This is a genomic window from Nonomuraea sp. NBC_00507 (assembly GCF_036013525.1).
Lineage (GTDB): Bacteria > Actinomycetota > Actinomycetes > Streptosporangiales > Streptosporangiaceae > Nonomuraea.
Window position 1 is genome coordinate 7,250,163 of record NZ_CP107853.1, and the last position, 20,910, is coordinate 7,271,072.

Below are 20,910 nucleotides of genomic sequence, written 5' to 3' on the forward strand. Positions count from 1 at the left end.
AGGTCACACCACTTTGGTGTTGACCTCCGCGAAGTGGCAGGCGGTGGGGTGGCCGATGCCGCGGTCGGTCAGGGCGGGCTCCTCGACGGCGCAGATGTCCTGGGCCTTCCAGCACCGCGAGCGGAACCTGCATCCGCTGGGCGGATCCAGCGGGCTCGGCACCTCACCGCTGAGGATGATCCGCTGCCTGCGGCGCTCCTCGCGCGGATTGGCCATCGGCGCGGCCGACAGCAAGGCCTGGGTGTAAGGGTGGGCGGGACGGTCGTAGACGTCGTCACGCGAGCCGGTCTCGACGATCTTGCCGAGGTACATCACCGCGACCCGGTCGGAGATGTGCCTGACCACCGACAGGTCGTGCGCGATGAAGATGTACGCCAGCCCGAACGCGTCCTGGAGATCCTCCAGCAGGTTGACCACTCCGGCCTGCACCGACACGTCGAGAGCCGACACCGGTTCGTCGAGCACGAGGAGCTTGGGCTCCAGCGCCAGCGCGCGGGCGATGCCGACGCGCTGGCGCTGCCCGCCGGAGAACTCGTGCGGATACCTGTTGCCGTGCTCGGGGTTGAGGCCGACCCGTTCGAGCAGTTCGGCCACCCGGGCGGGGCCGCCGTCCTGCCAGCGGCCGTGGACCTTCAGCGGCTCGGCGATGATGTCGTTGACCGGCAGCTTCGGGTGGAGCGAGGCGTAGGGATCCTGGAAGACGATCTGGATGTCCCGCCGCACCGCTCGCAGCCGTTTGGGCGGCATCGTCGTCAGCTCTTCGCCCTTGAAGAGCACCGAGCCGGACGTGGGCTTGTGGAGCTGGAGGATGGCCCGGCCCGTCGTCGACTTGCCGCATCCCGACTCGCCGACGACGCCGAGGGTCTCGCCCTGGTCGACGTGCAGGCAGACGCCGCTGACCGCCTGGATGCGGCCGGCCACTTTGCGCAGGAGGCCGCCGCCGCGTACGGGGAAGCTCATCACCAGGTCGTTGACCTCGAGCAGGTGGGTCATCGGACGGCCTCGCTCCCGTTGCGGAACAGCGCCGTGGGGTCCGCCGCCGCGGCCACGTCGCGCCAGTGGTGGCAGGCGGCGTAGTGCCCGCCTTCGCCGGCTTCCATCAGGGTGGGCTCCTCGCTGCGGCAGGTGTCGTCGGCCAGCGGGCAGCGTGGCGAGAACGGGCAGCCCGCCGGCAGGTTGATCAAGGACGGCGGGGCCCCGCCGATCGGGCGCAGCCGCCCGCCCGAGGTCTCCAGCGACGGCATCGAGCCGAGCAGCCCCGCCGTGTACGGCATGCGCGGCTTGTAGAAGATCGTGTCGGTGTCGCCGATCTCGACCGGCTTGCCGGCGTACATGACCAGCACCCGATGCGCGATGCCCGCGACCACGCCGAGGTCGTGTGTGATCAGCACGATCGCGGCGTTGACGGCGTCCTTGACGGCCAGGAGCTTCTCCAGGATCTGCGCCTGGACGGTGACGTCGAGGGCCGTGGTCGGCTCGTCGGCGATGATGACGTCCGGGTTGTTGATGACCGCCATGGCGATCATCGCGCGCTGGCGCATGCCGCCGGAGAACTCGTGGGGGTAGGCGCGCAGGCGTGCCTCGGCCTGCGGGATGCCGACCAGGTCGAGCATCTCCTTGGCCCGCGCGAGCGCCTGTTTCCTCGGCACCAGGCCGTGCGCGAGCACCGCCTCGGCGAGCTGGTCGCCGATCGTGTGCACGGGGTTCAGCGCCGTCATGGGGTCCTGGAAGATCATGGCGATCTTCCCGCCGCGCAGCGCCCGCCGCCTGCGGCCGGGCAGCTTCAGCACGTCCTCGCCGCGGTACAGGATCCGGCCCCGCACGCGGGCGCCGCGCGGGAGCAGCCCCATCACGGCCAGGGAGGAGACCGACTTGCCCGAGCCGGACTCGCCGACGATGCCGAGCACCTCCCGCTCGTGCAGCGCGTAGGAGACGCCCCGGACGGCGTGGACGACGCCGTCGTCGGTCGGGAACTCGACGGTCAGGTCCTCCACGCGAAGAATCTCACTGGCGGGACTGGTCATCAGGCACGCACCCGGGTCTGTCGAGGGTCGAAGGCGTCACGCAGCCCGTCGCCGATGAAGTTGATGGACAGGGCGATCGCGATGATGAAGACGCCCGGCCACCAGAACAGCCACGGGCGGGTGGTCATCGCGCTGCGGTAGGTGTCGATGAGCTGGCCGAGGGAGACGTCGGGCGGCTGCACGCCGACGCCGAGGAACGACAGCGCCGATTCCAGGAGCACCGCGTTGGCCACGGCCAGGGTGGCGCTGACGATGATGACGCCGACGGTGTTCGGCAGGATGTGCCGGAAGATGATCCGGCCGGCGGAGGTCCCCACCGCCCTCGCCGCCTCCACGAACTCCTTCTCGCGCAGCGACAGGAACTCGCCCCGGATCAGCCGGCCCAGCGTGGGCCAGGTCACCAGGCCGATGCAGATGGCCAGGATGACGATGCCCGAGTCGCCGAACGCCCGTCCGACGATGGCCGCGATGATCAGGATGGGAATGGTGATCATCACATCGGTCAGCCGCATGATGATCGATTCCGTAATTTTCCTGAAGTATCCGGCGAAGGCGCCTGCGATCGTCCCGACCGTGGTGGCGACGAAGCCGACGATGAACGCGACGATGATCGACTGCTGGGCGCCGCGCATGGTCAGCGCGAAGTAGTCGATGCCGATGTTGTCCTGGCCGAACGGATGCTCGCCGAGGTGGATCCCCTGACCGCCGAGGAACGCGGGGACCACACTGAGGGTCGGCCTGCCCTGGTTGACCAGTGATCCGGTGGCGAGATACGTCTTGTCCCACCAGCCGGGCACGGGCCCGAACCCGATGGAGGTGAACGCCAGCAGGACGACACCGCCGAAGACGACCATGCCGGCGAGCGCGGCGCGGTGCCGGAAGAACCGGCGGCGGACCATCTGGCTCTGGGTGCGGGCGACGACGGTCATGCCCTGCGCGGCCCCTGGAGCCTGGACGCTGATCGTCATAGGTGGTTCTCCCTCATGACAGCCTGATCCGCGGGTCGAGATAGGCGTAGACGATGTCGGCCAGCATGTTGAACACGACGATGGCGGTCCCCGAGACGATGAAGAACGCCATGACCGGGGCCGGGTCCACTTGCTGGAGCCCCTTGAGGAACAGGCTCCCCATGCCCTGCCAGCCGAAGACGTTCTCGGTCACGATGGCGCCGCCGATCACGCCCGCGAAGTCGACGGCCATCAGCGTGGTGATCGGGATCATCCCGTTGCGGAAGGCGTGCTTGGTGACCACCGTGCGCTCGGGCAGGCCCTTGGCTCGCGCGGTGCGCACGTAGTCGAGGTTCATCACCTCGAGCATGCTGGAACGGCTGTAGCGCGTGTACGTGGCCAGGGAGATCAGGATCAGCGCCATGGTCGGCAGCAGGAGGTGCCCGGCCGCGTCCAGGTTCGTCTGCCAGAAGTCGCCGGTGAAGTTCGGGGTGCGTGAGCCGATCGTGGAGATCGGGCGGCCGCGGACCCGCTCGCTGTAGGCGGCGAAGCCGCGCAGCATCCGGTCGAGGAAGATCAGCCCACCGGTGATCAGCCCGGTCAGCACGGCGGCGGTGATCGCCTGGCGGCGGAGCAGGCCGCCGAGGCCGTGCCCGAGTCCCGCGCAGACGGCCACGGTGACGAGCACGAGCCCGAAGATCCCCGCCCAGCCGGGGTCGGCCAGCACGGGATCCAGGACCTCGGACAGGAGCACGCCGATTCCCGCGGCGGCCAGGGCCGCGTAGAGCGGGCCGCGGTACTGCAGCCCGGAGACCAGCACGGTCAGTCCGATCGCTGTGCCTCCCGCGAGAACGGCCAGCGCGAACAGCCCGATGCCCGGATCGGCGAACCAGCGGGTCGCCGAGAGCAGCGCCAGCATCACGGCCGTGACGGCGGCGCCCGCACCGAACGCGGCCAGCCTGAGCCGCCGCTCGCCCACGGCCAGCGCCGCCCAGGCGAGGCCGCCGACCAGGGCCGCCGAGCCGATGACGGCAGGCGGGATGACGGGATCGCGGAGCCAGTCGTTGAACTCGATGGCGATGTACTGCTTGAGCATGACCGCGACCCAGAAGAGCGGGAGCGAGAAGCAGACGAAGGCGGCGAAGGTGACCGAGTAGTCGAAGGCGCTGTACTGCCGCAGCGCCGAGACGATGCCCACGATCACGCCGATGACGACCGCGAGCACGGTGGCCGCCACGACGAGCTGGAGCGTCGCCGACAGGGCCGCGCCGAGCAGCACGCCCACGTCCTGGCCGTCGCGGTTGACGCCGAGGTCACCGCGGAACAGGTTGCCGAGCCAGGCCAGATACCTCAGGGGAAGGGCGACGTCGAGGTTCATCCGATCGATGCGGTCGGCCATCCTCCTTTCCCGGTCCGGGCCCGGAAGCTCTCTCAGGTCCTCCAGCGGGTCGCCGGCGATCGCCGTCAGCCCGTAGATGACCATGGTGGCGGCCAGGAGGACGAAGAAGGAGGTGATCAATCTTCGGGAGATGAAGGCGATCACTCGCTACCCCCTTGGTTCATGGCGACGATGTGCCGGCGCATGGGCCGGGGACCTGCGGGTGCCCGGCCCACGCTCGGCTGGTTTAGGATGATCGGACGGCTAGGGCGCCAGTGCCCACTTGTCCATGTTCCAGGTCACCGACGACTGCGCCGGGTTCGGCACGACGCCCTGGAGCTTCTCGTCCCACGCGAGCAGGCCCGGGTGGGCGAACAGCGGGATCGTGGCGAGGTCCGCCCAGAGCAGCTTCTCGATCTCGGCGACCATGGCGGGGTGCTTGGTCTTGTCGACCTCGCCGTTGAGCTTCTTGATGAGCTCGTCGACTTCCTTGTTGGAGTAGCAGCCGTTGTTGTTCTCCTTGCCGGCCTCGCTGCACTCCTTGGCCGTGGTGTACGTCGAGCTCCACTGGCTGACCTCGGCCGAGCCGCTCCACGCGAACAGGGCGACGTCGTAGGTGTTGGTGGCCAGCGGTCCGCCGGCCTCGAAGAACTTCTCGTCACCGGCGTCGACGATCTTGAAGCCGGCCTTGCCGCAGGAGTCCGCGATCAGCTGCACTTCCTGGGTGCGGCGGGGGTTGGGCAGGTTGTGGCCGATCTTCACTTCCATCCCGGCCTTGCCGGCCTTCTCCAGCAGCGCCTTGGCGCCCTCGACGTCGGGCTGGGCGTAGGTCTCCGAGCCACTGCCCTGCGCGACGGTGGCGTACTCGGCCTCGAACGGGAACTTGGTGCGCACCTGCAGCACCTGTGCCTGCGGCGCCAGCGGCTTGATCAGGTTGTCCACGATGAGCTGCCTGGGCACGCACTTGGCGAACGCCTCGCGCAGCGTCTTGTCCTTGAACGCACCCTCGAAGTTGAAGTCCAGGTGCTCGTAGGTGTACTGGTCGCCGGGTTTCACGGTGACGCCCTGCATGCCTTCGAGCTGGGCGAGGAGGTCGGGGTTGGGCTGCGGCTCGATGAGGTTGACCTCGCGGTTCTGCAGAGCCTGGGCCTGCTCCTCCTGCGAGATGACCCGCATGACGATGGTCGGCGTCGCCGGCTTGGGGCCCCACCACTTGTCGTTGGCGGTGAGGGTCAGCGACTGGCCGGGCTCCATGGCGGAGATCTTGTACGGGCCGGCGGCGGGGAAGAGCGACATGTCCTTGATGCCGCCCTCGATGACCCAGTCCTCGTTGTAGAACTTGATCACCGCCTCCAGCTTCTTGGTGTCCTGAGCCTGCACCGCGGCGATGAAGTCAGCCTCGCTCATGCCCGCGGCCTTGTAGGCCACATGGGCGGGCAGCAGGTCCGCGGCGCCGGGGCCGTTGCTGTCCCAGTCGGCGAACGGCGCGGAATACTCGAAGGTGAACTTCTTGTCGCCTGCCTTGCACGCCGGAACCTTGGTGAGCTCGACGCCGCTGGTGCCGTCGACCTGGAAGCCCTTGACCTTGCCCGACTTGGCCGCCCAGAACAGCAGAGCGTCGTCACAGTCGATGGGGGTGCCGTCGGACCACACGGCACTGGAGTTGAACTCGTAGTCGACGGTCAGCGGGTCGTCGGAGCTCTTGGTGTAGGTGCCGAAGTCCTTGTCCGGGGTCACGACGCCGTTCTCGCCGTAGTACCAGAAGCCGGCCAGGACCCGCTGCATGGCCGTGCTGTTGACGAGGTTGTTCACCGCGGTGCTGTTGTAGGAGTTGAACTCCTGCTCACCGGCATAGGTGATGGTCTGCGCCGCGGGGGCCGAGGCCGAGGCCGAGGGCTTGCTCGCCCCGTCGCCGGTCTGCCCGCAAGCCGACAGCAGAAGCGCGCCTCCTGCCACCGCCGTGAGGAATCTCCCAAGTCTCCGCCTGTGGGACACGACAGCTCTCCTTTGTCCGAACCAGGGTCAACGCCGCTAGTTAGTGCGAAATAGAATCATTGACTAATGTTTCGGACAAATTGCCTGACAGTAATGTTGCAGAGTTGAGATCTATGTCAACCCGATCCGTAATGTCCCTCCTGGGAGTCTGCAGGTCGAAGGGCACCTATAGACAGGAAGGGATGATCTATGCAAAAGTGTGCGGCTACAGCCATCGGCGTCCGAAACATTCGCCTGGGCGTATTGCGGTGCGCCCTCGGTAAGGCGGCTTTTCCGTTGCCATCCTGGGCTGCCATTTACAGATATGGCCGTTTAAAGATTTAGCGGAACCTTCACTTCTCGCCCCTTCGCGAGCGCCGGCATCGCACCGCGCACACCCGGCGCGCGGCATGATCGCGGCGCGGCCCCGTACGGGTGGCCCCGCAGGTCTTCGCCACGAGGTTCACCGCGCGGACGCCTGCCTGCCCCCGGGGGGCGACGCCGTTGTCATTTCCGCATGTCGACATAGGCGCGAGACCCCTTCAGGGAAGGACGCCCGCCCATGACGATCTCTCTTGACACCGGTCGGTACACGGTCGACATGGCCACCAGCGCCGCCGACCTGCGGGCCGCGCAACGACTGCGGTACGAGGTCTTCGCCGAGGAGATGGGGGCGCGCCTGGACAGCCCCGTCTCGGGCCTCGACGCGGACCGGTTCGACGCCTACTGCGACCACATCCTCGTCAGGGACGGGGCCGAGGTCGTCGGGACGTACCGGCTGCTGCCTCCGGGCCGGACCGACCGGCTCTACTCCGACGGCGAGTTCGACCTGCGCAACCTCGCCCCGATCAGGAAGGGGTTGGTCGAGGCCGGCCGCACCTGCGTGCATCCCGACCACCGGGACGGCGCGGTGATGGCCCTCATGTGGGCCGGGATCGCCCGGTACATGACGGACGGCGGCCACCAGTGGCTGGCCGGCTGCTGCTCGGTCCCGCTCGACGACCAGGGCGCGGTCGCGGCGGCCGTCGTCGATCAGGTGCCGCTCGGGCCGGAGGAGTACCGGGTCACGCCGCGCGAGCCCTGGCGCGGCCGCCGGGGCGCGGCCCGCGGCGACCGGTTCGTGCCGCCGGCGCTGCTGCGCGGCTACCTACGGCTGGGGTCCTGGGTGTGCGGGGCGCCCGCGCACGACCGGGACTTCGGCACCGCCGACTTCTTCGTGCTGCTGTCCATGGCCCGCGTCAACCACCGCTACCTGCGCTACTTCCTCGGAGAGACCGCGCAGGGAGCGTCACGGTGAGCGGCACGAGCAGCGGCACGGTGAATGGCCCTGTGAGTGGCCCGGTGAGCAGCATCGCCCAGGCCAACCCTTGGCGGCCGGTCGGCCCGTGCACGACCGCCACCTGCGTGACGGGCCCGGCCGCCGCCGCGGGGATGCTGCGCCGGGTGGCGCGGCTGTCGGCGGCCCTGGTCGTGATCCTCGCCGGCCTGCCGGTGTCTCTGGCGGCCTTCCGGGCGCCCGCCCGCGTGCGGGCGGCCATCACGAGGGCGTGGGCCAGGCTGCTGCTCCGGGCGCTCGGCATCCGGGTCGAGGTCCCGCCGGGAATGCCCGGCGCGGAGGGGCTCGTCGTGGCCAACCACATCTCCTGGCTGGACCCGCTCGTGCTCGCCGCGACGGTACCGTCGCGGCCGCTCGCCAAGCAGGAGATCGCCGGATGGCCGGTCGTCGGACGGCTCGTGGCCGGATCGGGGGCGCTGTTCATCGATCGGGAGCGCCTGTACGCGCTGCCGGCGACCGTCGCGGCGGTCGCGGGCGCGCTGCGGGCCGGCGACACCGTTGTCGCCTTCCCCGAGGGCACGACCTGGTGCGGGCGCGGGATGGGCCGGTTCCGGCCGGCGGTGTTCCAGGCCGCCATCGACGCGGAGGCGGCGGTGGTCCCGGCGGCGCTGTGGTATCACGAGGGCGGCGCCACCTCGACCCGCGCCTGCTTCGTCGGCGACGACTCGCTGCTGGCCTCCATGCTGCGGGTGGCCGCCACCAGGGACCTCGCCGTCGAGGTGACGCTCCTCGACCCCGTACGGCCCGCGCCCGCCGACCGGGCGGCGCTGGCCGCGCTGGCCGAGGGCCGGATCCGCGCACACGTGCTCGACGACGCGCACGCCGGCTGGGCGGCGAAGACACCCTTCAATACGCTCGTGCCCGCCGCAGCAGGCGGAATCGACCTCGCTCAGCCGGTGCGTTCCCCGTGACGGCCGTGACGGCTGCTCACGCGGGCACGACGTGGCCGACGCGGAAGAAGCCGTCCGGGTCGTAGGCCCGCTTGACCTCCCGCAGCCGCCGGTAGTCCGCCGTGCTGTAGGCGGCCGCCGTACGCCGCGGGTCGGACAGGAAGTTGAGGAACGTGCCCCCGTTGGCGTACGGCCGCAGCTCCTCGGCCAGGCCCGGCACCGGCGTGTCCACGATGACCGACAGCTTGGTGCTCCGGTGGCTGACCGGGCCCGCGTCGGGTCCCGGCCGGCCCAGCGCGCCGCCCCAGTGCCGGATCTCCACGGTCTGCGCCTGCTCGGCGGCCCGCACCACGATGTCGGCGACCTCGCCGGGGACCGTGTCGAACATGTCCATGTGCCGGTTCGGGGTGCCGCCCATGGCCGCGTCGGCGTACGCGATCGTGCGGGTCTCGTCCAGCAGCGCCGGGCCGGCCGCCCGCCACAGCGGGGCCAGCAGCCGCCTGCCCTCGGCGGCCTCCCCGGCGTGCACGACCTTCAGCATCGCCACGTGCCGGCCCGGCAGCGGCCCGCCGGCGGGCATGCGCTTGAGGACGACGGCGGTGCTGATCTCGTCGGGCGCGTCGTCGATCCAGGTCCGGTACGCGTGCAGGAGGCTGGCCGCCGCCTCGATCGGGAAGTACACGAACCCCGCGTACACCTGCGCGACCGGGTAGAGCCGGAACTCCAGCGAGGTCACCACGCCGAACCCGCCGCCGCCCCCGCGCAGCGCCCAGAACAGCTCGGGATGGCTGCCGGCGCTCGCCGTGACGTGCCGGCCGTCGGCCAGCAGCACGTCGGCCCGCACCACGCTGTCTGCGGCGAACCCGTGCTTGCGGGCCAGCCAGCCGAGGCCGCCGCCCAGCGTGTACCCAGTGACGCCGACCGACGGCGCCGACCCCGACAGCGGCGCCAGGCCGAACGGCGCGGCGGCGGCCAGCACCGCGCTCCAGCGTGCGCCCGGCCCCACCCGGGCGGTCCGGCGGACGGGATCCACCAGCACCGACACCATCGGCGACGTCCTGACCAGCACGCCGCCGTCACCCGCGGCGTGCGTGCCGTGGCCGGTCGACTGCACGGCGAACGGCACCCCGTGCGCCCGCGCGGCGAGCAGCGCCGCCCGCACGTCCGCCGCCCCGTACGCCTCGGCCACCAGGGCCGGGCGGGCGTCCACGGCGGGGTTGAGCGAGCGACGCAGCTCGTCGTAGGCGTTCTGGCCCGGCAGGTGCACGGGGCCGGTGAAGCCCGGGAGGGCGATCTCGTCCTGGAGGGTGACGGTGGACGGCTGGCTCATCTTTCTGCCCTTCTCTGCGGTGATCTGTGATCACTGTGCTGGAGGGCGCTTACGGTCCCGTTCTCGTGGCCTTACCGCGCCCCTTAAGCCGTGAAGGACTCCAGGATCTTGCCGCCGCCGGGGAAAGGAATCCGCCGGCGGTCGCCGCCCGGGCTACGCCTGCGGTCGTACGAGCCTGCTGCCTGCTCCAGCGGGAGGGCTATGAGGCCCCAGGCGGGATCTTTCTGGTTAGGTAAGCCTAAGCTAATATGCCGTCCATAAGGGCAAACGAGGAGAATTCATGGCCATCCCCCCGCCACGCACCCTTGCCGCCGCACTCGCCGTCGCCGCCGTGCTGGGCGTCGGCGCCTGTGGCGGCACGGCCTCCCCGCCCGCCGCCCTCGCCTCATCGGCCCCAGCCTCCGCGGGGCAGGGCCCCTGGACCTGGACCGACGACCGGGGCAAGAACATCTCCCTGCCGCAACGGCCGCAGCGCATCGTGGCCCAGTTCGACTCGGCGGCCGCGCTGTGGGACTTCGGTGTGCGGCCCATCGCGGTGTACGGCCCGCACCGGCTCAAGGACGGCAGCCGTGACAGGGCGGTGGGCGAGGTCGACATCACGAAGGTGGAGTCGATCGGCAACGCCTTCGGCGAGTTCAACGTCGAGAAGTACGCCTCGCTCCAGCCCGACGTGCTGGTGGCGGGCATGTACGAGAAGGACAAGCTCTGGTACGTCCCGGCGGAGTCCGTCCAGGCGGTCGACCAGATCGCGCCGTCCGTGGGCGTGATGCACAGCGGCAAGCCCCTGCTGGAGATCATCGAGAGGTACGGCCGACTCGCCGCCGCGCTCGGCGCGGACCAGAAGGCGGCCCCCGTGGTCGAGGCCAGGAACCGCTTCGACGCCGCGAGCGCCGCGCTCAAGACCCTCGCCGCGGCCAAGCCGGACCTCAAGGTGATGATCGTCGCCGGGGCGCCCGACGCCCTGTACGTCGCCTACCAGCCCGACCATCCCGACATCACATACTGGGGCAAGCTGGGCCTGAACGTCGTCTCGCCGCCCAAGCCCTCCGAAGGCGGCTTCTGGGAGGTCGTGAGCTGGGAGAGCGCCGACAAGTACCAGGCCGACGTGATCCTCGTGGACGCCCGCGCCCAGGCGATGACGATCGAGGAGATGGCGAAGAAGCCGACCTGGGCCAAGCTGCCCGCGGTCAAGGCGGGGCAGCTCTATCCGTGGCGCGCGGCCGAGCGCTACAGCTACCTGGGCTACGCCAACGTCATGGAGGAGCTCAAGGCCAACCTGGACAAGGCCCGCGACGACGTCGTCAGGTGACGGGCACGATCTCGGCCCGGGTCAGCACACCGTCCTCGATCGTGAGCAGCCCGATCGTGCCGTGCGGCTGGCGGCGGCGGTCGGTGGGCGAGCCCGGGTTGAAGATCCGCAGGCCCTCGCCCGACTCGTCAAGCGGGATGTGCGAGTGCCCGAAGACCACCAGGTCCGCCTGCGGGAACCGGCGCCGCAGGCGGGCCGCCCGGCCCGTGGCCGGGCCGCTGTCGTGGATCATCCCGATCCGCAGCCCGTCCAGGGTCAGCTCCAGCGTCTCGGGCGCGTCCACGTCGGGGCCGTCGTTGTTGCCCTTCACCACGTGCACCGGCGCGTACGCGGCCAGCTCGGCCAGCACCGACGCGACGCAGACGTCGCCCGCGTGCAGGATGACGTCCGCCTCGCGCAGGTGCTCGGCGACCCTGGGCGGGCACGAGCGCCAGCGCCTGGGCGCGTGGGTGTCCGACAGCGCGACGACCTTCATACGCTCCTCATGCCCCGTCCGCGCGACCCAACCTCAGCTCGCCGGCTCCTCGGCGAACGCCGCCCGGTCGGCCGCCGATGCGAAGCGCACCTCCCCGTCGATCGCGAACGTCGCCACGCGCTGGTGCCCCGGCGCGGCCCTCGTGATGAGGGCGCCGACATCCCGGACGAGCTGCGCGGCCAGCGCCGGCAGCCACCGCGCCGACAGCCGGTCGGGCGAGCGGGCGAGCGGGCACCGAAAAGAATCATTGTCAGGACAGGCGATCTGCTCGGTCTTCAAGATAGTGCCGCTCCGGCAGGCTGGTCGTCAGCCGGGCCGCCTCCCGGTATCCCTCCATGGCCGCCGCCCGGTCGCCCGCCATCTCCAGCAGGTGGGCGCGTACCGCGGCCAGCCGGTGGTGCCGCGTCATCCGCTCGTCGGCCGCCAGGCGGTCGAGCAGCTCGAGCCCGGCCCGCGGGCCGCGCACCATGGCCACGGCGACCGCGTGGTTGAGCTTGACGACCGGGTTGTCGTCCAGGCCCGACAGCACCCCGTACAGCGCGAGGATCTGCGGCCAGTCGGTCTCCTCGGCGGTGGGCGCCTCGTCGTGCACGGCCGCGATGGCCGCCTGCAGCTGGTAGGGCCCGAGCACGGTCGTCGACAGCGCCTTCGTCACCAGCTCGACGCCCTCGTCGACGAGCCGCCGGTCCCACAGGCTCCGGTCCTGCTCGGCGAGCGGGATCAGCCTCCCGTCCGGCCCGGTCCGCGCCGGCCGCCGCGCCTCGGTCAGCAGCATGAGCGCCAGCAGCCCGGCCACCTCCCCGTCGCCGGGCAGCAGCCGGTGCACGGCTCTGGCGAGCCTGATCGCCTCGCTGGTCAGCTCGGTCCGGTGCAGCTCTGGTCCGGAGGTGGCGGTGTAACCCTCATTGAAGATCAAGTACAGCACGTGCAGCACCACGCGCAGCCGGTCGGCCCGCTCGGCCTCCGGCGGCATCGCGAAGCTCGCGCCGGTGGTCTTGATGCGCTGCTTGGCCCGGCTGATGCGCTGCGCCATCGTGGCCTCCGGCACCAGGAACGCGCTGGCGATCTGCGCCGTCGTCAGCCCGCCCACCGCCCGCAGTGTGAGCGCCAGCTGCGAGGGCTGCGAGAGTGCGGGATGGCAGCACAGGAACAGCAGCGTCAGCGTATCGTCCTGGTCGCCGGTCCGCTCCTCGCCCGGCGCCGGCGCCACGAACGCGTCGGCGGGCACGCTGACCGCCACGCTCTCCTCCCGCCGCCGGCGCGCCTGCTCGCTGCGCATGTGGTCGACGACGCGGCGCGCGGCCACGGTGATCAGCCACGCCCGCGGGTTGTCCGGCAGACCCTGCTCCGGCCACTGCACGGCCGCGTCGAGCAGCGCTTCCTGCACGGCGTCCTCGCAGGTGTCGAACTGCTCGTAACGGCGTACGAGCACGCCCAGGACCTGCGGCGCCAGCTCCCGCACCAGGCTCTCGACGGCAGCCACGTCCACTACACCTCGTCGATGACGTGCTGCGACTCGGGGCCGGCGGAGATCATCAGCATGTATGTCACGGGCACATGGTAGTGGCGCGGCCGCTTGAGGACCCGGCACGTGGGCGATGGTCCGCCGGGCGGCGCGGCAGGAGGAGGGCAGGGTTTGCGTCCGCCCTGTCATGGCATGGCCCGCCAGGGGTAGCGGGGGTGCTATGGGGGCGACAACGCGATCGTGCGCCGGGAATCTGCCACTCGAGCTCACCAGCTTCGTCGGTCGCAGGCGCGAACTGGCGGAGGGCAAGCGTGCGCTCTCGGCGGGCCGGATGCTCACCCTCATCGGCGTGGGAGGGGTGGGCAAGACCCGGCTGGCGCGGAAGATCGCCGCGGAGATGTCACGGGAGTTCGAGGACGGGGTCTGGCTGATCGACCTGGCGCCTCTGGGGGCCAGGGACCTCCTCGCCGAAACGGTCGCCGCCGCCGTCGGATGCCCGTACCCGGATATAGATTCTCTGGCCGCGTACCTGCAGGACAAGGAGACGCTGCTGGTGCTGGACAACTGTGAGCACTTGATCGCGCAGTGCGGCGCACTGGCGGGCGACCTGCTGTCGACGGCCCCCGGGCTGCGCATCCTGGCGACCAGCAGGCAGGCGCTGCGCATCGAGGGTGAACAGGTGCTGGAGATCTCGCCGTTCACGGTGCCCGAGCCGGCCGAGGCGTCCATGGAGGACGTCCTGCACAACGAGGCGGTGCGGTTGTTCGAGGACCGCGCGATGGCCGTGGTGCCCGAGTTCAAGGTCAGCGACGCCAACATCCTGGCGGTGGCGCGGTTGTGCCGGCGGCTGGACGGCATCCCCCTGGCCATCGAGCTCGCGGCGGCACGCATGCTGATTCTCTCCGCGGAGCAGATCCTCCAGCGGCTTGACGACCGTTTCCGGCTGCTGACGACCGGGCCCACCACCGCGCCGCCGCGGCAGAAGACGCTGCGAGCGCTGGTGGACTGGAGTTACGACCTGTGCTCCGAGGAGGAGCAGGCGCTGTGGGGGCGGATGTCGGTCTTCTCCGGCGGCTGTGACCTGGAAGCCATCGAGCAGGTGTGCTCGGAGGACGGCATCGCCCGGGAAGGTGTGCCGGACCTGGTGACTCAGCTGGTGAGCAAGTCGATCGTGCTGCGCCGCGGGCAGGACTCCACCGTACGTTTCGACATGCTGGAGACGCTGCGCCAGTACGGATGGGAGCGGCTGGTCGCCTCCGGCCATGACACGACCCTGCGGCTGCGGCACCGCGACTGGTGCCGCGACCTGGCGGCGCGAGCCGAGGCGGAATGGTTCGGCGACCATCAGATGGAATGGCTCGGCCGCCTGAGCCGGGAGCAGGGCAACGTCCGGGCCGCGCTGGAGTTCTGCCTGAGCGAGCCCGGTGAGGCCTGGGCCGCGCTCGAGATCGCCGCCGCGATGTGGAGTCACCGGCTGTCCTGGAGCTCACCGAGCGAAGGGCACCATTGGCTGGAGCGGGCGCTCGCCAAGGAGCCCGGCGCCGGGGCGGTCCGGGCCAAGGCCCTGTGGGTCGACGCGTGGCTCGTGCTGCTCCGGGGCGATCCCGAAACGGCGAAGCCGTTGCTGGAAGAGTGCCGCACGCTGGCGGAGCGGCTCGGCGACGAGGCCCAGCTCGCCGGCGCCCTCCACATCACGGGGTTCTCCGCGCTGCTGGCCGGAGACTTCGCCCGGGCCTTCACGCTGCTGGAGGAGGCCCTGGCCCGGCGCCGCCTCATCGGCCACCGGGGTCATGAGTGGGTCGCGCTCTTCCAGCTCGCCCTGACGGCCGTCCTCATGGACGATCCGCGTTCCACGAAACTCTGCGAGGAGGTGCTGGAGACGGCCAGGCGCGCGAACGCCGAGTGGTCGGTGTCCTACGCGCTGTGGGTCACGGCTCTCGAGCGGTGGCGGCGGGGCGCGTTCTGTGACGCCGTGACCATGATGCGTGACTCCGTGCGGCTGAAGTTGCGTTGCAACGACCATCTGGGCCTGGCCCAGTGTGTCGAGGGGCTGGCCTGGGTCCTGGCCGACGACAAGCAGTACGAGCAGGCCGCGCAGATGCTCGGCGCCGCCCAGGTGGTCTGGCGGTCGATCGGAACGTCACTGTCCGGCCTCGGGCACCTGGCCGGTGCTCATGACCGGTGCGAGTCCACCCTCCGGCGGCACCTGAAAGACGATCGGTTCCAGGCCGCCTTCGACCGCGGCGCGGAGCTCACCCTCGACCAGGTCGCCGCTTATGCGCTGGACGAGCGGCCCGCACGACCACCCGCACCCGACGTGACCTCCGTCCTCACCCGCAGGGAGCGGGAGATCGCCGAATGCGTGGCGAAGGGCATGAGCAACAAGCAGATCGCGGACGCCCTGTTCATCGCGCAACGCACCGCGGAGTGCCATGTCGAGAACATCCTCCGCAAGCTGAACTTCACGTCCAGGTCCCAAATCGTCAAAACCTGGGACTCACGCCCGCCCGATCAAGAGTGACCCCGGGCCTTTGACCATGGGTTCTGTACGATGAAACGGATATTCGGCGACCTCGAGGTCCTGTCCGCCGGGTGGTGAGGTCCCGCGGAGACAGCTGTGCACAACGACATCTCGCATCACCGTCTGGCCAGACCGGGATCATGGACCGGCCCCGATCCGCTCGTCCGGATCCGGGGACTCCGCAAACACTTCGGCGGCATCCACGCGCTCCGCGGAGTGGACCTCGACCTCCACGGCGGCGACATCCTCGCCCTGCTCGGCGCCAACGGAGCCGGCAAATCGACGCTGATCAAGATCCTGGCCGGGATCCATCACGCCGACGGGGGACAGGTCGTCGTGGCCGGCCATCCCCTGGGAAGCCAGGCCGCTTCCGGCAGCATGGCCTTCATCCACCAGGATCTCGGCCTCGTGGAGTGGATGAGCGTCGCGGAGAACATCGCCCTCGGCGCCGGATACGCCCGGCGCGGCGGCCTCATCTCGTGGCGCGCGGTGCGGCAGCGCGGCGTGGACGCCCTGCGAGCCATCGCCTCTCACCTCGACCCCGACCTGCCGATCGCGCAGCTGACGCGCGCGGAGCGTTCGCTCGTGGCCATCGCCCGCGCGCTGGCCACGGATGCGACGGTCCTCGTGTTCGACGAGCCGACCGCGTCCCTGCCCGCCGCCGACTGCGTCGCCCTGTTCGACGTGCTGCGCACGCTCCGTGACCGCGGCCACGGAATCCTGTACGTCACCCACCGGATCGACGAGGTATACCGGATCGCCGGCAGCGTCGCCGTCCTTCGCGACGGACGCGTCGTCAGCCGCGGACCGCTCGCCGGCCGCCGGCCGGCCGATCTCGTGCGCGACATCGTCGGCCGGGAGAGCAGGGTTTACCGGCACCGGCATCGCCGGCCAGGAGAGGTCCTGCTGCGCGTCGCCGGCGTGCGTGCCGGGCAGGCGGGACCGGTCGGGTTCGAGCTGCGCGCAGGCGAGGCGCTCGGCCTGGTCGGACTCGCGGGCGCCGGGCACGTGGACATCGGACGCGCGCTGGCGGGCGCCTGCCCCCTCCTGTCGGGCAGCGTGCACCTGGCAGGGCGCCCGTACCGGCCGGGCTCGGTGTCGGCCGCCGTCGGCGCGGGTGCCGGTCTCGTGGGCGGCGACCGGCAGGAAGAGGCCGCCGCGGAGCTGAGTGTACGGGAGAACCTCCTGGCCAACCCCGCGACCCGCGGCCGATCGCCGCTGAGCCCGGTGGGAGCCCGGCGGGAGCGCGCCGAGACGATGGCGGTCATCACGCGACTGCGGGTCAGCCCCGCCGACACCGAGGCGACTTTCGCCACCCTGTCCGGCGGGAACCAGCAGAAGATCCTGCTCGGGCGCTGGCTCGGAGCCCGCAGCCGCCTGCTGATCCTTCAGGAGCCCACGGCCGGCGTCGACGTCGGCGCGAAGTCCGAGATCTACCGGCTGCTGGGTGAGGCCCTGGCGAGCGGGCTGGCCGCCCTGCTCGTCTCCACGGACTTCGAGGAAGTCGTGAACATGTGCGACCGCGCACTCGTGTTCACCCGCGGAGCGGTCACCGCCGAGCTCGGCGGTGACGCCCTCACCGTCGCAGCCCTTACCCACGCGGCCACGGCCGCGCCCGCCGGCCGCCGGGCGGAGCGTTGCTGACCAGAGAGCTCGTCCGGCGGCGGCTCGCCGCGGGACGTCTCATCGGTGGTTACGGGCTGCCGGCGCTGGCCTTCCTCCTGTTCGTCGTGTTCGCACTCGTCCTGCCGGACACCTTCCCCACGATGGCCAACCTGACCGCGATCATCTCCGCCTATTCGATCATCGCGATCCTGGCGCAGGGCGCGATGATCCCCATCGTCACGGGCAACTTCGACCTGTCCATCGGCTACGGCCTCGGGCTGGGCCATGTCATGACACTGCTTCTCGTCGTCAACGCCGGCTGGCCGTGGCCCCAGGCCTGCCTGGCCGTACTCGCCGGCGGCGTCGCGGTCGGCGTGATCAACGGTCTCCTCGTGGAGTTCGCGCGCATCGACTCCTTCATCGCGACGCTCGGCACCGGCAGCGTCCTGTACGCCGTCACGGGCTGGGTGACACACGGCGCCCGCATCTTCGCCGGCCCGCAAGGCTTGCCCGCCGGTCTCACCGACCTGTACGACTCGACCTTCCTCAACCTGCCGATAGCCGCGTTCTACGTCCTCGCCCTGACCGCTGTGCTCTGGATCGTGCTCGAGCGGCTCGCGCTGGGCCGCTACCTCTATGTCATCGGCTCCAACCCGCGGGCGGCGGAACTCGTCGGGATCCCCGTCCGCCGCTACGTCATCCTCGCCTTCGCGGGCTCGGGCCTGGTGACCGGCTTCGCGGGGATCCTGCTCGCCGCCCAGCAGCAGATCGGCAACCCGAGCGTCGGGCTGGACCACCTGCTGCCGGCGTTCGTCGCCGCGCTGCTCGGCTCCACCACGATCAAGCCCGGGCGGGCCAACCCCTGGGGCACCGTCGTCGCCGTCGCCGTCCTGGCCATCGGGCTGTCGGGCATCAGCCAGCTGGGGGCGGACTTCTGGGTGACCCCCCTGTTCAACGGGATCACGCTGCTCATCGCGGTCGGACTGGCCGGCTATGCGGCGCGGCGCCGGACACGCGCCGGCCCCGCTGCCGCCGCCGCGGACTGATGAGCCCTGAGTGATGAGATGAGCCCTGAGTGATGAGATGAACCCTGAGTGATGAGATGAGCCCTGAGTGACGAGCCCTGAGTGGACAGCCCTGAGTGAGGAGCTCTGAGCGAGGAGCAGGCATGGATCTCACCTGCCGCGGATTCCGGCGTGGTGCGACGGCGCTGGCCTTGGCCGCCGTGGTGACCGGCGTCGTTGCCGGCGGCTGCTCGCGGGGCGCGCCCCGCCCCACGCCGGACGGCGCGCCCACCCGGGACCGGGCGGCCAGTCCGTGCCCTGACGTGACGGAAACGGCCGCTCGGGCGGTCGCGCGGGCTGAAGCGGTGAACACCGCGTGGGACGGCCCCACGACCGGGCCGCGCGCGGTCGCCGGCAAGAGCGTGGTCTTCGTCGCCTCGACCATGACGAACCCCGGCGTGGCCGGCACCGCCAACGGGGTGCGGGAGGCCGCCCGGACCATAGGATGGCGCGTCCGCGTGATCGACGGCCAAGGCACTCCGGCCGGGATCCGGTCTGCTCTGGGGCAGGCGATCGCCCTCCGGCCATCCGGCATCGTCATCGGGGGGTTCGACCCGAACTCCGTGGCTCAGCAGGTCAAGCAGGCCGACGCCGCCGGCATTCCGCTCGTCGGCTGGCACGCCACCCCGTCACCCGGCCCCAGCACGAATCCCAAGCTCTTCACCAACGTGACGAGCCGGGTGGAGGACGTCGCGAGGATCAGCGCGTACTGGATCATCGCCACCTCCAACGGCGACGCGGACGTCGTGATCTTCACCGACTCCTCGATCCCCTTCGCGGAGAACAAGTCCCAGCTGATCAGGAAGACCCTGCAGAGCTGTTCCGGCGTGAAGCTGCTCGCGTACGAGAACGTCCCGCTACCCGACACCGGCAACCGGATGCCGGTGGTGACCTCATCGCTGCTGTCACGCTTCGGCGAGCGGTGGACGCACTCGGTCGCCATCAACGACGTCTACTTCGCCGACGCCGCCCCTGCGCTGCGTGCCGCGGGACGGAAAGGCGGCGGGCCTCCCTACGCCATCGGCGCCGGGGACGGGGATCCTTCGGCGTTCCAGCGCATCCGCGCCCGGCAGTTCCAGCAGGCGACGGTCCCTGAGCCGCTGGAGGCTCAGGGCAGCCAGATCATCGACGAGCTCAACCGCGCGTTCGCCGGCCGGCCGGCCAGCGGGTACGTGACGCCGGTGCATCTGACCACGACCGGGAACGTGGACAACTCCACCTCATGGGAGCCACGCGGCTACCGGGAGGCCTACCGGCGCATCTGGCTCGGCTAAGGGCGGCCGGGTGCAACAGCGCTTATATAAGCACTCTTATCATCTGCTCATGGCGGACTCCCACGCACCCGATCCCACCCAGGAGAGCATCTGGCGGCCTCTGCGGCTTCTGCAGGCCTCGATGGACGCGGACATCGCCCGGCTCTACTCCGACAAGCGCATCAACGGGCTCAAGCCGAGCTTCGTGATGGAGCTGCTCCGGCTCCACGCCCGCGGGCCGATGACCATCACCGAACTGGCCGAGTCGGTCGGACGGACGCACTCGGCGCTCAGCCAGAAGGTGGCGGCGATGCGCGCGGCCGGCTGGGTCCGGACCGTCGCGGGCGAGGACGCACGTAGCAAGAAGGTGACGCTCACCGACAACGCCCGCGGCATCGTCGGCCGCCTGGCGGCGGAGTGGCGGGCCACGGAGGCCGCCATCGCCGAGATCGAGGCCGAGATCCCCTATCCGCTCACCCGCGTCGTCGCCGATATCGAGCAGGTCCTCGCCCGCAAGAGTTTCCACGATCGGATCGCCGAGAAGCTGGCGGAGGACCCGGCGTGGGAGTGAGGCACGCGCTGCGGGCCTCGCCGCTGTCCCGAACCGGTGGGTGGGGGAGCGGCCTCTAGTCTCGACCCATGCAAGAGAAGGATCTTCACGCCATCGCCGCCCGGCTTGCCGAGGTGCCCGGTGTGGTGGCCGTGGTGCTGGGCGGCAGCAGGGCGCGCGGCACACACCGGCCGGACTCGGACATCGACCTGGGCCTCTACTACCGAGGGCGGCTCGACGTGGACCGGCTGCGGGCGCTCGCGCGGGAGGTGACGGGCGAGCCGGTCGACGTGACCGAGCCGGGCGGGTGGGGCCCGTGGGTGGACGGCGGCGGATGGCTGACCGTGAACCGGGGAGGTGGCGCTGTGCCGGGTGCTGGCCGACCCGGGCGGGGAGCTGGCCGCCCTGCGGGAAGAGGCCGCGCAGTATCCGCCGGCGCTGCGCGCGGCGCTGATCAGGGAGCTGAGGGAGGCGGACTTCGCCCTCACGATCGCCCGGTACGGTGCCGCAGGGCGGGACCCGGTGTACGCGGCGGGGGCGTTGTTCCGCGCGATCGGGGCCGCCTGTCACGCGCTGCACGCCAACGACGGGGCCTGGCTGATCAACGAGAAGGGCATGGTGGCCTCGGCGGACCGGCTGCCGTCGGCGCCCAGCGGGTTCGGCGAACGGGCGCAGGCGCTGCTCGCGGCGGTCGGGCACACACCGGAGGAGATCGGCCGCACCGTCGACGACGCGGTACGGCTCATCGCGGAGGTGCGGGCCGCCTGCGGCTCATAAGCGCCCCTGAGT

Annotated in this window: 18 protein-coding genes and 1 pseudogene; 10 read left to right on the forward strand and 9 right to left on the reverse strand. The window is 70.8% G+C overall.

What is annotated here, in order from left to right; genetic code table 11:
• Nucleotides 1–3: 3 nt before the first annotated feature.
• From OHA25_RS34865 to OHA25_RS34885, 5 genes are all read right to left on the reverse strand, one after another.
• Nucleotides 4–993, reverse strand: coding sequence for an ABC transporter ATP-binding protein (locus tag OHA25_RS34865; protein ID WP_327581156.1), 990 nt, complete (start codon nt 991–993; stop codon nt 4–6).
• Nucleotides 990–2,024: an ABC transporter ATP-binding protein gene (locus tag OHA25_RS34870; protein ID WP_327581157.1), complete on the reverse strand. Its 1,035-nt coding sequence runs from the start codon at nt 2,022–2,024 to the stop codon at nt 990–992. Before OHA25_RS34870 ends, OHA25_RS34865 begins: the two co-directional genes overlap by 4 nt.
• On the reverse strand, nt 2,024–2,992 hold the full coding sequence (locus OHA25_RS34875; protein ID WP_327581158.1) for an ABC transporter permease: 969 nt from the start codon (nt 2,990–2,992) through the stop codon (nt 2,024–2,026). Before OHA25_RS34875 ends, OHA25_RS34870 begins: the two co-directional genes overlap by 1 nt.
• Before the next feature lie 13 nt (nt 2,993–3,005).
• The gene (locus OHA25_RS34880; protein WP_327581159.1) at nt 3,006–4,514 is read right to left on the reverse strand and encodes an ABC transporter permease; all 1,509 of its coding nucleotides are present in this window, start codon (nt 4,512–4,514) and stop codon (nt 3,006–3,008) included.
• Nucleotides 4,515–4,613: 99 nt separating this feature from the next.
• Nucleotides 4,614–6,344, reverse strand: coding sequence for an ABC transporter family substrate-binding protein (locus OHA25_RS34885; protein ID WP_327581160.1), 1,731 nt, complete (start codon nt 6,342–6,344; stop codon nt 4,614–4,616).
• 541 nt (nt 6,345–6,885) lie between these two features.
• Between OHA25_RS34885 and OHA25_RS34890 the strand changes: the two genes are divergently transcribed.
• Nucleotides 6,886–7,620, forward strand: coding sequence for a GNAT family N-acetyltransferase (locus OHA25_RS34890; RefSeq protein WP_327581161.1), 735 nt, complete (start codon nt 6,886–6,888; stop codon nt 7,618–7,620).
• On the forward strand, nt 7,617–8,570 hold the full coding sequence (locus tag OHA25_RS34895; protein ID WP_327581162.1) for a lysophospholipid acyltransferase family protein: 954 nt from the start codon (nt 7,617–7,619) through the stop codon (nt 8,568–8,570). Before OHA25_RS34890 ends, OHA25_RS34895 begins: the two co-directional genes overlap by 4 nt.
• 16 nt (nt 8,571–8,586) lie before the next feature.
• On the opposite strand, the gene OHA25_RS34900 is transcribed toward OHA25_RS34895, so the two are convergent.
• Nucleotides 8,587–9,879: an FAD-binding oxidoreductase gene (locus tag OHA25_RS34900; RefSeq protein WP_327581163.1), complete on the reverse strand. Its 1,293-nt coding sequence runs from the start codon at nt 9,877–9,879 to the stop codon at nt 8,587–8,589.
• 280 nt (nt 9,880–10,159) lie between these two features.
• On the opposite strand from OHA25_RS34900, the gene OHA25_RS34905 reads away from it, so the two are divergent.
• Entirely contained in the window at nt 10,160–11,188 is a 1,029-nt protein-coding gene (locus OHA25_RS34905; protein WP_327581164.1) for an ABC transporter substrate-binding protein, read from the forward strand.
• Here OHA25_RS34905 and OHA25_RS34910 read toward each other — a convergent pair.
• The 3 genes from OHA25_RS34910 to OHA25_RS34920 are packed head-to-tail and all read right to left on the reverse strand — an operon-like array spanning nt 11,181 to nt 13,146.
• The gene (locus OHA25_RS34910) at nt 11,181–11,663 is read right to left on the reverse strand and encodes a metallophosphoesterase family protein (RefSeq protein WP_327581165.1); all 483 of its coding nucleotides are present in this window, start codon (nt 11,661–11,663) and stop codon (nt 11,181–11,183) included. The two genes, OHA25_RS34905 and OHA25_RS34910, sit on opposite strands and share 8 nt — an antisense overlap.
• A 33-nt stretch (nt 11,664–11,696) precedes the next feature.
• Nucleotides 11,697–11,942 carry a hypothetical protein gene (locus OHA25_RS34915; protein ID WP_327581166.1) on the reverse strand — a complete coding sequence of 82 codons (246 nt, stop codon included), beginning with the start codon at nt 11,940–11,942 and terminating at the stop codon, nt 11,697–11,699.
• On the reverse strand, nt 11,914–13,146 hold the full coding sequence (locus OHA25_RS34920; RefSeq protein WP_327581167.1) for an RNA polymerase sigma factor: 1,233 nt from the start codon (nt 13,144–13,146) through the stop codon (nt 11,914–11,916). Before OHA25_RS34920 ends, OHA25_RS34915 begins: the two co-directional genes overlap by 29 nt.
• A 202-nt stretch (nt 13,147–13,348) precedes the next feature.
• Between OHA25_RS34920 and OHA25_RS34925 the strand changes: the two genes are divergently transcribed.
• The 7 genes and pseudogenes from OHA25_RS34925 to OHA25_RS34955 all read left to right on the forward strand — a co-directional run bounded on the left by OHA25_RS34925 (nt 13,349) and on the right by OHA25_RS34955 (nt 20,898).
• Nucleotides 13,349–15,649 (forward strand): ATP-binding protein, encoded by a 2,301-nt coding sequence (locus tag OHA25_RS34925; RefSeq protein ID WP_327581168.1) that lies wholly within the window; start codon nt 13,349–13,351, stop codon nt 15,647–15,649.
• 96 nt (nt 15,650–15,745) lie between these two features.
• Nucleotides 15,746–17,293 (forward strand): sugar ABC transporter ATP-binding protein, encoded by a 1,548-nt coding sequence (locus OHA25_RS34930; RefSeq protein WP_327581169.1) that lies wholly within the window; start codon nt 15,746–15,748, stop codon nt 17,291–17,293.
• Nucleotides 17,287–18,300 (forward strand): ABC transporter permease, encoded by a 1,014-nt coding sequence (locus OHA25_RS34935; protein ID WP_327581170.1) that lies wholly within the window; start codon nt 17,287–17,289, stop codon nt 18,298–18,300. Before OHA25_RS34930 ends, OHA25_RS34935 begins: the two co-directional genes overlap by 7 nt.
• A 122-nt stretch (nt 18,301–18,422) precedes the next feature.
• The gene (locus OHA25_RS34940) at nt 18,423–19,592 is read left to right on the forward strand and encodes a substrate-binding domain-containing protein (RefSeq protein WP_327581171.1); all 1,170 of its coding nucleotides are present in this window, start codon (nt 18,423–18,425) and stop codon (nt 19,590–19,592) included.
• Between the two features lie 49 nt (nt 19,593–19,641).
• Nucleotides 19,642–20,142 (forward strand): MarR family winged helix-turn-helix transcriptional regulator, encoded by a 501-nt coding sequence (locus OHA25_RS34945; RefSeq protein WP_327581172.1) that lies wholly within the window; start codon nt 19,642–19,644, stop codon nt 20,140–20,142.
• A gap of 68 nt (nt 20,143–20,210) precedes the next feature.
• A pseudogene (locus OHA25_RS34950) lies at nt 20,211–20,342 on the forward strand (nucleotidyltransferase domain-containing protein); the annotation flags it as partial.
• Between the two features lie 136 nt (nt 20,343–20,478).
• Nucleotides 20,479–20,898 (forward strand): hypothetical protein, encoded by a 420-nt coding sequence (locus tag OHA25_RS34955; RefSeq protein WP_327581173.1) that lies wholly within the window; start codon nt 20,479–20,481, stop codon nt 20,896–20,898.
• Nucleotides 20,899–20,910: the final 12 nt, after the last annotated feature.